This window comes from Cyclobacterium plantarum (assembly GCF_011290685.1).
In the GTDB taxonomy this organism is placed as follows: Bacteria; Bacteroidota; Bacteroidia; order Cytophagales; family Cyclobacteriaceae; genus Cyclobacterium; species Cyclobacterium plantarum.
Map to the genome: position 1 here is coordinate 35413 of NZ_JAANYN010000004.1, position 12025 is coordinate 47437.

General features: G+C 42.5%; 11 protein-coding genes. 9 read left to right on the forward strand and 2 right to left on the reverse strand.

All coding sequences use genetic code 11. The features are described 5' to 3' along the window. Positions 1 to 61: 61 nt before the first annotated feature. The 9 genes from G9Q97_RS10465 to G9Q97_RS10505 all read left to right on the forward strand — a co-directional run bounded on the left by G9Q97_RS10465 (position 62) and on the right by G9Q97_RS10505 (position 7553). Positions 62 to 451: a thioredoxin family protein gene (locus G9Q97_RS10465; protein ID WP_317168747.1), complete on the forward strand. Its 390-nt coding sequence runs from the start codon at positions 62 to 64 to the stop codon at positions 449 to 451. 3 nt (positions 452 to 454) lie between these two features. Beyond that, positions 455 to 1438 carry an FAD:protein FMN transferase gene (locus G9Q97_RS10470; protein ID WP_166146603.1) on the forward strand — a complete coding sequence of 328 codons (984 nt, stop codon included), beginning with the start codon at positions 455 to 457 and terminating at the stop codon, positions 1436 to 1438. After that, on the forward strand, positions 1428 to 1640 hold the full coding sequence (locus G9Q97_RS10475) for a DUF4266 domain-containing protein (protein ID WP_166146605.1): 213 nt from the start codon (positions 1428 to 1430) through the stop codon (positions 1638 to 1640). The genes G9Q97_RS10470 and G9Q97_RS10475 overlap by 11 nt, the downstream gene beginning before the upstream one ends. Before the next feature lie 159 nt (positions 1641 to 1799). Next, the gene (locus tag G9Q97_RS10480) at positions 1800 to 3269 is read left to right on the forward strand and encodes a DUF3570 domain-containing protein (RefSeq protein ID WP_166146607.1); all 1470 of its coding nucleotides are present in this window, start codon (positions 1800 to 1802) and stop codon (positions 3267 to 3269) included. 294 nt (positions 3270 to 3563) lie between these two features. Beyond that, on the forward strand, positions 3564 to 4055 hold the full coding sequence (locus tag G9Q97_RS10485) for an RNA polymerase sigma factor (RefSeq protein ID WP_166146609.1): 492 nt from the start codon (positions 3564 to 3566) through the stop codon (positions 4053 to 4055). Next, positions 4039 to 4365 carry a hypothetical protein gene (locus G9Q97_RS10490; protein ID WP_166146610.1) on the forward strand — a complete coding sequence of 109 codons (327 nt, stop codon included), beginning with the start codon at positions 4039 to 4041 and terminating at the stop codon, positions 4363 to 4365. Before G9Q97_RS10485 ends, G9Q97_RS10490 begins: the two co-directional genes overlap by 17 nt. 15 nt (positions 4366 to 4380) lie before the next feature. Then, the gene (locus tag G9Q97_RS10495) at positions 4381 to 5100 is read left to right on the forward strand and encodes a Spy/CpxP family protein refolding chaperone (protein ID WP_166146612.1); all 720 of its coding nucleotides are present in this window, start codon (positions 4381 to 4383) and stop codon (positions 5098 to 5100) included. Positions 5101 to 5505: 405 nt separating this feature from the next. Further along, positions 5506 to 5886 (forward strand): nuclear transport factor 2 family protein, encoded by a 381-nt coding sequence (locus G9Q97_RS10500; protein ID WP_166146614.1) that lies wholly within the window; start codon positions 5506 to 5508, stop codon positions 5884 to 5886. A gap of 203 nt (positions 5887 to 6089) precedes the next feature. Next, entirely contained in the window at positions 6090 to 7553 is a 1464-nt protein-coding gene (locus G9Q97_RS10505; protein WP_166146616.1) for an arylsulfatase, read from the forward strand. Positions 7554 to 7653: 100 nt separating this feature from the next. Here G9Q97_RS10505 and G9Q97_RS10510 read toward each other — a convergent pair whose 3' ends face one another. Both G9Q97_RS10510 and G9Q97_RS10515 read right to left on the reverse strand, forming a co-directional pair. Further along, positions 7654 to 9423, reverse strand: coding sequence for an SLC13 family permease (locus G9Q97_RS10510; RefSeq protein WP_166146617.1), 1770 nt, complete (start codon positions 9421 to 9423; stop codon positions 7654 to 7656). Between the two features lie 9 nt (positions 9424 to 9432). After that, the gene (locus tag G9Q97_RS10515; RefSeq protein WP_166146619.1) at positions 9433 to 11730 is read right to left on the reverse strand and encodes an acyl-CoA dehydrogenase family protein; all 2298 of its coding nucleotides are present in this window, start codon (positions 11728 to 11730) and stop codon (positions 9433 to 9435) included. Positions 11731 to 12025 lie beyond the last annotated feature (295 nt).

Genomic DNA, 12025 nt, shown 5'->3' on the forward strand with positions numbered 1-12025 from the left:
GACTATGAAAACCAGGAATTATTTAGTTGGCCTATTGCTAATATTAGCTCGGGTATCAACAGTGAGTGCACAGGAATGGCAATTAGACCTGAAAGATGCCCAAAAATTGGCCCTTGAAACTGACCGAAAGATCGTTTTGGTTTTTTCGGGTTCGGACTGGTGTGCACCTTGCATCAAGTTGGATAAGGAGATATGGCAATCAGCCGATTTTCAGACTTATGCCAAGGAAAACTATGTCATGTTGCGCGCGGATTTTCCCCGGAAAAAGACCAATCAATTATCAGAAGCACAGGCAATCAAGAATGGGGAATTAGCCGAAAAGTACAACCCTAATGGCTATTTCCCACTGGTAGTAGTATTGGATAAAAAGGCTGGAGTATTGGGGAAAACGGGCTATAAAAAAATGAGCCCTAAGGAGTATATCAGCCATTTAAACAGTTTTAATCCCTAAGGAATGGGACGGTTGTTTTTAATTACCCTGTTCGCATCCATGGTTCAGGTAACCAGTGCCCAGCAGGTTTTTCACCGAACGACCCTATTAATGGGAAGTCGCTTTGACTTAACTGTAGTAGCAGCTAATGAGGAAGAAGCTGAAGTATTTCTGGACACTGCTATTGCTGAAATCACCCGGATTGAACGGCTAATATCCTCTTGGGACCCAAATTCTCAAACCTCGGCAATCAATGCAAACGCAGGAATTAAACCTATTAAAGTAAACAAAGAATTGTTTGATTTAATAACCCGGTCCATTGCCGTATCTGAACTCACGGATGGGGCTTTTGACATCAGTTATGCTTCCATGGACCGAATTTGGAAGTTTGATGGCAGTATGATTCAAATGCCTACTGCCGAAGAGGTGAAGGCGTCGGTAGAAATGGTTGGGTTTGAGAAAATTATCCTTGATTCTGGAAAGCAAACTGTTTTTCTCAGTCAAAAGGGAATGAAAATAGGCTTTGGTGCTATTGGCAAAGGCTACGCGGCAGATAAAGCCAAACAACTATTGATGGGTAAAGGAGCGATTGCCGGGATTATCAATGCTTCCGGTGACATGAATACCTGGGGTAAAAAGCCCGATGGTAGCGATTGGAAGGTAGCCATTACCAATCCGATGAACAAGAACATTGCCTTTGCTGAATTGCCACTCAAACAGGGGGCAGTAGTCACTAGCGGCGATTACGAAAAGTTTGTGGAATTTGACAAGGTACGGTATTCCCATATCATCAATCCCCAAACCGGATATCCGGCCACCGGTATTATCAGTGTGACGGTCTTTGCACCCAGTGCCGAACTGACAGATGCACTGGCCACTTCTGTTTTCGTCATGGGAAAAGAGGTTGGCATTGACCGGATCAATCAGTTGCCCAACGTAGCCTGCATCATCATAGACGATCAGGGGAATATTCACAAATCAGAACATATTAAAATCAATGAAGAATAAAATCCTTTTTGTCTCTATAGTATTGCTTGGCATGAATGCTTGCATAGCAGTAAAATCATATGAAAAAGTAAATATCAATGATCCGGACATGGAATTGGTTGATCGAAAGTCGAGAAAATTTGAAACCAGTTTTCAGGTCTATCGGGAGGGCGCGTCTGGCGCTAACGGGGGAAAATCCGGAGGTGGCTGTGGGTGTAATTGAACGGCTTTTTATTACGAAATCGAGCCTGCTTATGGCATGAGGAGAACGTCACATTCGGAGATAATTATAAAGCAGGGGAGAATCTCATGAGAGTTGGGACAGGCTATCCCGACCTTTGGTACGGGACAAGTTATGACCGCTGAAGAAAAATTTAAAAAAATGAAAATAGTTGGGTTCCTTCTTCTTTGTATGCTTCCATTTTTGGCCCTGGCGCAAAATGATAAAGACAGTACTTCTGTTTTTAAGAAACGCGTTCTTGAAAGCGTTGAAATGGATATACTTACCAGCTTCTACGCGCAGGACGGAAAAAATGCAGCAGTAACGGGCGGCATCGGCACTGAAGAACTCACGGACCTGGCAACAGACATCCATATTTCAATTCCACTTAATGATGATGATGTGTTGCGAATAAACGGTACCGTTTCTGCCTACACCTCTGCATCGTCTAGTAACCTGAATCCCTTTTCAGGGGCTTCCAGAGGCCAAGACGAGGATGATGACGAGGACGACGATGACCATGAAGATAAGGGAATGGAAAACGGTGAAAACACGGGTACTCCCTGGGCTGCTTCATCCGGTGCTTCAAGAAAAGACACCTGGGCAGCTGTTAACGCTAGTTACAGTTATTCTTCTGAGGACAGAAATTCCATTTATTCAGCAAATTTGAATTTTGCAAATGAATACGATTATACTTCATTTGGTGCAGGAGTAGGATTTGTTCGCCTATTCAACCAAAAAAATTCCGAATTAAGTCTGAATACCGCCATTTACTTAGATACCTGGCGACCAGAATATCCAACAGAAATAAAGACCTATATAAAGGAAAATGGAGACTTAAATGCTGATTTTTTTGAAGGAGTAACTATTTTAAACGAAAATGGTACGGCAATAAATAAATTTTCCGTTGATGCCTGGAGGCCTTTTAAAACCAGCCTGGTTGAAAACAATAAACGAAATACCTATACTTTTTCCATAGGTTTTTTACAAATCTTGAGTAAAACGACGCAGTTTTCAGTTTTTTCGGACATCACCTATCAAACCGGGTGGTTGTCCAATCCAATGCAGCGCGTCTATTTTGCCGATAAGGATAATTTTTATATCGGAAACGCCGAGAGTATTCCGTTTTATACCGAGCCAAAAAATAAAGATGTTTTTCAATTGGCAGATGACATTGAGAGGCTTCCTGATACGCGTTTTAAATTACCGATAGGAGTAAGGATTAATCAGTATGTGAATGAATTCCTGGTATTAAGAAGTTATTATCGTTATTACCTGGATGATTGGGGCATTCGGTCACATACTATTAATTTGGAATTGGCAATTAAACTTGGACAGAATTTCTCCTTCTATCCAAGTTATCGCTTTTATAATCAGACTGCGGCTACCTACTTCGCTCCTTTTGAAAAGTTAGTTTCCAGCAATGCTTACTATACATCTGATTTTGACCTTTCAACGTACAATGCCAATCAGGTTGGGTTCGGTATGAAATACACAGATATTTTTACATCAGCTCATCTGTGGAAATTCGGTTTAAAGGGACTTACTATTGATTACAGTAATTATGCGCGCAACACGGGTTTGAAAGCAGCTATAGTATCTCTTGGGGCTAGTTTTGTACTGACAGATTAAACGTTTACCATTAGTAGCTATTGAAATTCAGAAAATCGATTTTCAAACAGGCTATCATCGAATTGAAAAACAGGATTTTTTAGCACCTTGGAGGACGAGTATTATTTAAACCTAATATGCATTAGAATGATTAAAAGGTGGATTTAGATACTAAATTTGGAAGAACTTCCCAGCGGCCATCATCGGTGCTTTTTTAAGAGGCATCACGGTTTTAAAAACATTTGTAAAAAACCTTTTTAAAAAAGGAGTATCCCCTGTCATATAAAACTAACTTTTAGACACTAAAGGATAAGAATGAAAAAACGGCAACTGGAAAACCTCCTTAAAGAATTTCACCAAGAAGCTTACCACTGGTCAAGACAGTGCTGCTCATTTGATGAAGATCTGGCCAAGGATGTGTTGCAACAGGTTTATTTGAAAATTCTCGAAGGGAAAGCCATCTATAAAGAAAAGTCCCAAATCAAAACCTGGCTGTTTTCTGTAATACGGTTTACTGCTTTGGAATGGAAAAAGAAGGTGAAAAACACCTATTCACTAGAAGCGGAATTTGATGTGGCAGAAACAGAGCAAGAAATCGATACTGCTTCACATGAAGAATTGATCGAAAAGCTGACAGAAAGACAAAGGGAGGTTTTACTATTGGTTTTCTATCACAATCTTACCTTGGAAAAAGCCGCTGAGATCATGGAAATCAGTATCGGTTCAGTCAGGACTCATTATGACAGAGGAAAAAGAAATCTCAAAGCGCTTATCTTAAAAAAGACACTGCATGAAAACAATAGATAATTCCGAAGACCAGGACCTGCAGGATTTCTTTAGCGAAATGAAAGCAAAGGATTCGGCAATTGAGGCTCCCCAATTTCCAAAAATCAGGAAATTTAAATCATGGAGTTTGATTCCCATAGGAATTGCGGCTTCATTGATTTTAATGGCTTGGTTTTACACTAGAGATAAACCCATTCAAACCTTGGATCACGACCTGATCATCATTACCCTGGAAGAAGGACAAAACAATGAGCTTCAGTTTAAAATTGAATCCACTACCGAATTGGAATCCTGGGATTCCCCGACTTCTTCCCTTTTGACTGATTTCTAACAAAATTTGACCTATATGAAAAAGCTATTGATAATTGGGCTAATACTATGCTCAGGTGCCCTCAATGCACAGGATATATTTCAGGAAAACCTGTATTCTTCCAACCTCGTATTGCAGAACAGTTTTGCCATTTCCCTTACTGACCAACAGTTAGAAAAAATCAAAAAAATACACAACCAAAGTTCCAAAGAATTCTTTAAAAGCAAGTTGGAGCTGGATGTAGCTTCTGCCAAGTTAAAGAAAATGTTGAGCGAAACCAATCCCGATCCTGAGGCAGTCTCCAGGCAATTGGATATAGTATTAAACCTGGAAAATAATTTAAAGAAAAGGAAGTTATCCACTTTGGTTGCCATTAAAAATGAACTCAGCGAAACCCAGCAAAAGGAGCTTTCGGAACTGAAAGGTGTCAGTGATATTGATAAATATGATTTTTCCGATAAGCCACTGACTGTTGGGCCATTGGATATTGTGAATGGTGCTGAAAGCAAATCAGTTGGTGATGCCACCAGAAGTCCAAACGTAAAATTGAGCGTTTCAGGAGATTTGGAGAACAGTCCGTTGGTGTTAATTTCAACAATTGACGGAATGGTTCAGGTAGAAGATATGAATAAAATAAATCCGGAGGAGATTTCAGGTGTGTCGGTCCTGAAAGACAAATGGGCGACCGATAAATATGGTGAAAAAGCGAAATACGGAGTGGTAATTATCACCTTAAAAAAAGACATGCAGGAGTAATTTGAGAAGTAGAACATTATAGACCTTTGGGTATTTGCCGCTTCCATTTCGCACACCTCAAATATGCCATGCTGGATGGAGATACGAACGAAGGTTTGGACCCTATCCAATCCCAGGAATCACTTGATAAAGTCCACAAGGACAAAAAGAGTAAAGTGGATCATATAAGCGGGTTGTAAATGAAGCCAAAGCGCATCATATTTTTTCGCTATGCTGATCGTTAAAATTAGCTGAGTAAAATAGCCCCCAACTATAAATTTTTAATACCTGGTAAGGAAAGTGATTTAAATCTCTTTGATTCCTGTAATTCTTATTACAAATATATTAAAACCAAAAAAAAATTATTGAATAGTGCTACATCGATTTAATAGGAATGGTTAATTTTCTCCTTAAAACAGAAGAGATATGACATTCCAGCGTAAGAAAATAATTGAAAATTACGTCCATGCCTATAACCATTTTGACATTGAAGGAATGGTTCAAAACATGGATGAAAACATCATATTCGAAAATATCACCGATGGAAAAGTAGACCTGAGGACCGAAGGATTAAAGCAATTTGTCCAACAGGCAACAGCAGCCAAAGCATATTTTGAATGCAGAAATCAACAAATAGAGACCTGGGATTTTTTGGAAGCAACGGTAAAAATTTCTATAAGCTATAAAGCGATTTTAGCTATCGACCTGCCAAACGGAATGAAAGCAGGAGACAGCCTGGAAATGAGGGGAACATCCATATTCGCATTTGCCGATGGTAAAATTATACGATTAACAGATAAAAGTTAAGTCATCCTAAATCCGGGATTTCAGCCAATGGCAAATGCTGGAGCAAGCATTTTTCCCCTGTCCGCTAAAAGTGCTCCCGGAAGCCGTTTGAATAAACATGATGATCGCCTGTCACCTTTGTTTGATTCAACCGAAAGCTGTCTTTCCTTTTTCGGAAAATTATTGCTAAGTTTCCACTTTAACCTTTCCTATAATATTCAATCATGCAAAACTCCACATGTTTAGGCCTTTTTCTGGCCATTGGGCTTTATTCCTGTTCTTCGGGATCGGGGGATAAATCCCTGCAGGATGAGGCATCTCAAACTACCAAACCAAATATCATCTACATCCTGGCCGATGACCTGGGCTACGGGGATTTGGGATTTACCGGGCAGGAGTACATGGAAACCCCTAATCTGGACAGACTTGCCGAAGAAGGAATGTTCTTTACCCAGCACTACTCGGGATCTACCGTTTGCGCTCCCTCCAGAAGCACTTTGGTTTCCGGCTTGCATACCGGTCATGCCCCGGTAAGGGGGAATTACGAAATCCAACCGGAAGGGCAATACCCATTGCCGGATTCCGTTTTTACAGTTTTTGAATCGCTAAAAGACGCTGGCTACACCACCGGAGCCTTTGGTAAATGGGGCCTGGGATATCCAGGTTCGGAAGGAGATCCAAACAATCAGGGAGTAGATATTTTTTATGGGTACAATTGCCAGCGTATGGGACACAATTACTATCCCTATCACCTTTGGCACAATCAGGACTCGGTGGTGCTGGAAGAAAACGCCGGTAAAAACCTGGGGCTTTATGCGCCCAACCTGATCCACGAACAGACCTTAAAATTTATTGAGGACAACCAAAACAATCCCTTTTTTCTATATGTACCCAGCATCATTCCCCATGCAGAATTGATTGCTCCAGAGGAACAGATGGAAAAACATCTCGGACGGTATGAAGAAACACCCTATAAGGGCGTGGACGAAGGACCTACCTATAAAATAGGAGGTTATATGTCACAAGAAAACCCCAGGGCAGCTTTTGTGGCCATGGTCGAACTGCTGGACAGGCAGGTAGGAGAGATCCTGGAAAAACTGGATCAGCTGGGCCTGAGAGAAAATACCCTGGTGGTATTCACCTCGGATAACGGACCTCATAAGGAAGGAGGAGCGGATCCCGATTTTTTCAATAGCAATGGCCCATACCGGGGTTACAAGCGGGATCTTTATGAAGGAGGCATCCGTGTACCCATGATTGCCAACTGGCCCGGGAAAATAGCGCCGGGTAGCAGCGATCATCCTTCTTCTTTTTGGGATATGTATGCCACAATCGGGGACCTTACCGGAGCAGCAGTACCTGACAATACCGATGGTGTTTCGTTTGCTCCTACGCTTTTGGGAAAACCAGGGAAGCAAACCAAACACGAGTACCTCTATTGGGAGTTTATCGAACAGGGGGGAAAACAAGCCATACGAAAAGGTGATTGGAAAGCCATACGGCTCAACCTGAATAAAGATCCGAATCCTCCCATTGAATTGTACAACCTGGCCGAAGATCCCGGAGAACAAAACAACCTTGCCGCTCAGCATCCGGAGCGGGTAAAAGAACTGAAAGCATTAATGGAGTCCAGCCACCGACCCAATCCGGTTTTTAAATTGTACGCGTCGGAAATTGCCGCAGAATGAAAAAATTCCTGGCTTCATCATCCGAAGGTCGGCTTGGGTTCCAGAACTTTGAAAACTTTTGATAGCCTTTATTGGGCCCCTGAAGTATTCTTTCTGACCCTTATAGTGGCCAAATCCAAAGGATCAGGGGTACTCCCAAAGCCAGAATCAGGAAGGTTAAAGGTAATCCTGGCTTCATGTAGTCTGAAAACCGATATCCTCCGGGGCCCATAACCAATGTATTGGATTGGTGACCAATGGGCGTTAGGAAAGAGGAGGATGCACCAACTGCTATACTCATCAAAAAGGGATCAGCTGAAAGCTCCATGCTATAGGCGATCTGCAGACCAATAGGAGCCATCAATACTACCGTAGCGGCATTATTGATCAAAGCGGAAAGTAACATGGTGGTCAGCATAATGACCACCAACATTGACCAGGCAGGGAAGGTGTCCGAATATACCAACATCAGTTTTGTTACTGAACCGGCAGCTCCGCTGGTCTCAAAAGCCTCCCCAACCGGAATCATGGCACCCAGTAGAACAATGACAGGCCAATCAATACTGTTGTAAAAATCCTTTAAAGGTAGGATTTTGGTAAATACCATGGACATTGCCGCTAAAGTAAATGCTATTTCCACTGGTAACCAACCTCCCACTGCCGCACCGATCGCCAGTACAAATATGCCGATGGCCAAAAAAGTTTTTTTTGGTTTTCCTATGTCCAGACTTCTGCTGGCCAAAGGCAGACATTTCATTTCTTCGAGTGTTTCAGACAAACTCTGCTCTCTCATTTGCAGCATCAATACGTCACCTGAACGGAAAACCTCATGATCTATTCTTTTGATGATGGTTCTGTCTCCCCGGGATAATGCCAGCAAATTTACATCATATCTGGATCGCATGTGTAGGTTGGCAGCCGTTTGGCCTACTAAAGGGGAATCTGCTTGAATGATCCCCTCTGTGATGGTGATTTCCGTCTTTTCTTTGACTGAATCTATAAAATCTTCATGCCCAACCATGTCAAGTTTGGCGCTGCTGATCAATTCTTTCAGGTCTTCGGTACTGGATTCCAGGATAAGGATATCATCCTCCTTAAACATGTGGTAGGGTCCGGGAGCATGGATCCTTTCTTTCTTACGGACGATTCCCAGAACCTTGATATCAAAGTCTTTATTGTTTGTAAGTTGATGAATGTTTTTACTGACTAAATCAGAATCGGCAGTGACCCTAACTTCTGTGATATAGTTTTTTATCTGGAATAAGTCCTCACCGGATTGTTTCGACCTCCTGGTAGGGAGCAATCGCCAGCCCACCAATGATATAAAAATAACTCCGGCAACAGCCAGGCTAGCACCTACGGGTGCAAAATCAAACATATCGAATGCTGGTCCTCCGTTGGTGGACCGGAAAGCGGCAATTATAATGTTGGGAGGGGTTCCGATAAGGGTGGTCATTCCACCAAGCAAGGAGGAAAAAGCAATGGGCATCAATACCAGAGAAGGCGGATAATCATTTTTTCTGGCTATTTGAATCGCCACAGGCATGAATATTGCCAAGGCACCCACATTGTTCATGAAACCTGATAATAGAGCCACAATTCCGGACATGGATGCCACCTGAAGGGTCATATTGCTACCTACGCGGTCCATTACCCGCACTATGAGGTTGACTATTCCGGAATTTTCCAAACTTTTACTGACAATTAAAACCGCCGCTACAGTGACCACCGCAGGATGACCAAAACCAAGAAATGCCTTCTCAAAAGGAATTAAACCAAGTATGGCCAGGATGATCAGGGCAAGTAGTGCCACCAGATCATACCTTAATTTACCCCAAATAAAAAAGATCAGGGAAAGGCCCAGAACGGCAAATACAATAATTTCCTCCATAAATTAGAATTACATGGCTATGGGCGCTGAAAGGCATGAATCGGGTATGTTAAAGGCATTGACCAGGGGCACAGCATCTTTTCGTATTTCCCAGCAAAGTTGATTGACCATCTTTCTAATGGCCTTTGTTTTCACGCCTTCCATATAGCCTTGTTCCAGATACCAACCCTTGTGTTGTTCCATTTGGTATAAGGCGAATAGGTCACAAAGTTTTTTCAGCACTTTTTTAATCTCGGGGTCGCTTTCGCTGGTTATTTTTTCCTGGAATTTTTCAAGCACGACCCTTTCAATAAAGGCCTCCCCAAGGGTAAGCAAATGGTGCTGGGATACATTGACTGCATCAAAGGGATCCATTCCTTCATCCATGAGCCTTTTCAGCCTTTTTGCAGCCGAATCCAGAATGCTGCTTTCCCGGTATTCGAAAGCACTAAGGTGGAAGTCAGGATCCAAGAGGTGCTGTTCATCGGTATTCCGGATAATCAGCGGATTTTTTTCCGTGATACTAGTCTTTGTTTTTGCGGCAACATAATTGATGATCGTAAAAATATTCATGTTCTCAAATTGCTCCTTGTAGGCACTCAAACGGCTTTTGGCCACCAACTGCAGCAATACAGTGTTGTCTCCCTCGAAGGTGGTATAGATGTCAGTATCATTTTTTAAAGCATCGATCCGGTTCTCCGACAAGTATCCCTTCCCTCCGCAGGCTTCCCGGCATTCCTGCAAGGTGGCGGTATTGTGCCAGGTCACATAAGCCTTCATTCCTGCAGCCAGAGCCTCGATTTCCTGCATTTCCTCCTCTTTGCGCCCTAAAAACCTGGCCGTAACGTACTCCAGGGCAAAATGACAGGCATAGGTTTTGGCCAATAAGGGAATTAGTCTGCGCTGGTGCATGCGGTAATTGAGAATGGGTATTTCCTCCCCTCCCTCAGGACCAAATTGCCGGCGTTTGTCCCCGTACCTGACAGCAATGGTCAGGCCCGTTTTTGAAGCAGCGTTTGCCGATCTGGGTATGCCTATTCTTCCGCCCACAAGGGTGCCAAGCATGGTGAAAAAACGTTTGTTATCCCCTGCGATGGAGCTTTGAAATTTACCATGTTCGTCTACGGAAGAAAACCGGTCCAGCATGTTTTCCTTTGGTATGACCACTTGATTAAAGGAAATCAACCCATTGTCTACCCCGTTGAGGCCCATTTTTCTGCCACAATCCTCAATATCAATTCCCGGGAGAATATTTCCTTGCTGGTCTCTAAGGGGTACTACAAAGGTGCTGACGCCATAATCTTTACCACCGATAATCAACTTGGCAAAAACCGTTGCCATTCTGCCATGCATGGCTGCATTGCCGATATACTCTTTCCGTGCATTAATATGTGGTGTATGAATTGTGAATGTCCGGGCTTCATGGTCATAGACAGCTGTTGTTTCAATGCCTTTAACATTGGATCCGTGGTTTGTTTCCGTCATGGCAAAACATCCGGGAAGTTCAAGCTTGCCTATGCTGCTGAGGTACCGATCGTGGTGTCTTTTGGTTCCCAGGGACAGGATGCTCATGCCCCAAAGCCCAAATTGAACTCCAAATTTGATCACCATGCTCAAATCCCTGTAGCTAAGCGTCTCCATTACCGTAAAATAGCCCTCCATGTCATCTTTACCACCGTAGGCTTCCGGAAATCCTATGGCACCGTATCCCTCATCAGCCAAAATCTTACACCAGTTCAATACCTGATTTCTGTATTTTTCTAAATCATCAGGTTGGACATAATCAAATTCTTTTGTGGCAATAAAGGCTTTCAATTCATCGATAAGTGGCTTTCTGTTTCCATCCAAAATGGAAGTCAGTTTCCCTACATCAAACCCTTGTTGGGTTTGGTAGCTGGTGGAAATATTATGGTGTTCCGATTTAAAAATAAGGGCTGCGGATTTACCGACTATGCCCAGCTGTTTTTCCAAGGTTGCCAACTCGCTTTTCACCTTTTCCAAAGGAAAAGTATGTGCTTCCTCAGGGGCATCTTTTGAAAGCAAATCCATGCCAATAGATGAAAGATCCGGATAGGTCTTGTTTTCCTGCACCGCTCCTTTGATGGTTTGCCACCATGATTCCAACTCCTCCCGGTCAGGTGGTGATTGAGGGCTTAATTTTTCTTTCAGGTAATTCCGGTCCGCATCACTGAGCCAATCAATTTCTTTTAAAAATCGCCTTAAAGCTGTCAGTTCCTGATCGCTGATAAGGGTGTCAGACCATACCACGTATAATATAGGTAACAATAAAAGACTACCTGGACTGGGTTGAGAGAGGGTTTGTTGCATGCCTTTGGTTTTGGTTTTTATTATTCTTAAAAAGATAAGAAAATAATTCTAAGCAATTCAAATATCTTACCAAAAGTTAAACCTGGATTGTGTTTTAGTTATTCCGTATTGGGAAAGGTTGAAATTGCAATAAAAACAGGGGGTTTGGAAGCTCCGCCAAAAATCTGCACCAAGAGATTTATTTTGTCTTGGGCTCAGGCTACAATCCTTGTACGCTCTTGTATAGAATCCCTTTTGCATACTTCGGGTTGAAAGTTCGAAATTGAAGGAAGGTAATTCAAACTCCTAATTCATG

Coding starts and splice junctions, on each gene's coding strand:
- G9Q97_RS10470 (WP_166146603.1), top strand. CDS start 455: ATGGGACGGTTGTTTTTAATTACCCTGTTCGCATCCATGGTTCAGGTA.
- G9Q97_RS10475 (WP_166146605.1), top strand. CDS start 1,428: ATGAAGAATAAAATCCTTTTTGTCTCTATAGTATTGCTTGGCATGAAT.
- G9Q97_RS10480 (WP_166146607.1), top strand. CDS start 1,800: ATGAAAATAGTTGGGTTCCTTCTTCTTTGTATGCTTCCATTTTTGGCC.
- G9Q97_RS10485 (WP_166146609.1), top strand. CDS start 3,564: ATGAAAAAACGGCAACTGGAAAACCTCCTTAAAGAATTTCACCAAGAA.
- G9Q97_RS10490 (WP_166146610.1), top strand. CDS start 4,039: ATGAAAACAATAGATAATTCCGAAGACCAGGACCTGCAGGATTTCTTT.
- G9Q97_RS10495 (WP_166146612.1), top strand. CDS start 4,381: ATGAAAAAGCTATTGATAATTGGGCTAATACTATGCTCAGGTGCCCTC.
- G9Q97_RS10500 (WP_166146614.1), top strand. CDS start 5,506: ATGACATTCCAGCGTAAGAAAATAATTGAAAATTACGTCCATGCCTAT.
- G9Q97_RS10505 (WP_166146616.1), top strand. CDS start 6,090: ATGCAAAACTCCACATGTTTAGGCCTTTTTCTGGCCATTGGGCTTTAT.
- G9Q97_RS10510 (WP_166146617.1), bottom strand. CDS start 9,423: ATGGAGGAAATTATTGTATTTGCCGTTCTGGGCCTTTCCCTGATCTTT.
- G9Q97_RS10515 (WP_166146619.1), bottom strand. CDS start 11,730: ATGCAACAAACCCTCTCTCAACCCAGTCCAGGTAGTCTTTTATTGTTA.